The organism is Thiorhodococcus mannitoliphagus, assembly GCF_010915725.1.
In the GTDB taxonomy this organism is placed as follows: Bacteria; Pseudomonadota; Gammaproteobacteria; order Chromatiales; family Chromatiaceae; genus Thiorhodococcus; species Thiorhodococcus mannitoliphagus.
On the sequence record NZ_JAAIJR010000347.1, the window covers coordinates 1 to 1191 of the forward strand.

1 protein-coding gene and 1 tRNA gene are annotated in these 1191 nt (G+C 58.2%); both read right to left on the reverse strand.

The genetic code is table 11. The annotated features are described in order from the left end of the window. Window positions 1-118: 118 nt before the first annotated feature. Entirely contained in the window at window positions 119-505 is a 387-nt protein-coding gene (locus tag G3480_RS26785; protein WP_164657231.1) for a helix-turn-helix domain-containing protein, read from the reverse strand. Between the two features lie 408 nt (window positions 506-913). After that, window positions 914-989 (reverse strand) — tRNA-Ala (locus G3480_RS26790). Window positions 990-1191: the final 202 nt, after the last annotated feature.

Genomic DNA, 1191 nt, shown 5'->3' on the forward strand with positions numbered 1-1191 from the left:
GGTGATGGCTGTGGAATAACGGTGCTCAGCCACGATGACAGGCGTTTTGTTCGTTTTTCGTGTGCGAGATGACGACATCTCCACTGAAAATCAGCAACAAAAAATTCGTTATTACACGTTATGGCGTGCGGAATGTCGGCTCATGGGTCCAGCGCGCCAGCTTCACCCCCTCGCGGACCGCAGGCTCGCACGCCAGGGCAATGATGGCGCAGATCTGCTCGGGGGTGAAGGTCGGCGGCGTCCCCGAACGCGGGCAATCGCTCAGACGCTCAAGCACGGGGTGATCCGCGCGCTCGCGCCAACGTCGGCGCCAGCGTTGGACCAACGAGCGACTGACCTGCAACGTGGCGGCCGTTTCGTGCACCCCCGTGCCGGCGTCGGCGGCGAGAATAATTCGGGCTCGGGTCGCCAGTTGCTGCGCCGTGGTGTGCTGACGCACCAACGCCTCCAACTGGGTACGTTCTTTGTCGGTGAGGGAAACGGGAATCGGGGTACAGCGTGGCATCGTGTCATCAACTCATCGGCGAAACTCAAGACAGACGAGTAGGATGCCATCGATCGCCCAGAAACGGTATTAGGACTTTCACTCTAGACCACTAGGGTGTGCCTCGATCTGCACGGATACGCCCTTTTTGGCTAGTCGATGCTTACAAATCAGTCGCTTACCTCTCTTTCGCTCAGCATCATTTTGAAGCTTCTGTGTGCAGATAATTCGATTCTAAGCACCTGTTATAAAAGAATTTTCTCGATCACCTGAATTCCGGGAGAGCCGTTCCTGTTACCCCGAATAGTTACCCACCTTAGTGCCTCGTTGTCAATGGATCCGGTTGGACGTTGTTGAACGAGTGGGCAACAAAAAACCCGCACTTGGGCGGGTCCGGTGGATGTCTCTAAACGTCGTTGGATGGGGAAATGGTGGAGCTGAGGGGGATCGAACCCCTGACCTCCGCATTGCGAACGCGGCGCTCTCCCAGCTGAGCTACAGCCCCGATACCGGCGTGGAGTCTGGTGTGACTCCGCAGGTGTGAGTCCAGCCAAGGCGGGGCGTCCGTCTTGGCAGGGCCAATTCTGCACCCACTGCATTCCGCTGCACAAGCCCTGTCGATTGCTGGGCCACGGCAAATCCGTTCTAACCTGCAGGCGCTGATTGGGCGGCGCGGGGAGCGGAGTTTGCCGTCATGCCCAGATAGT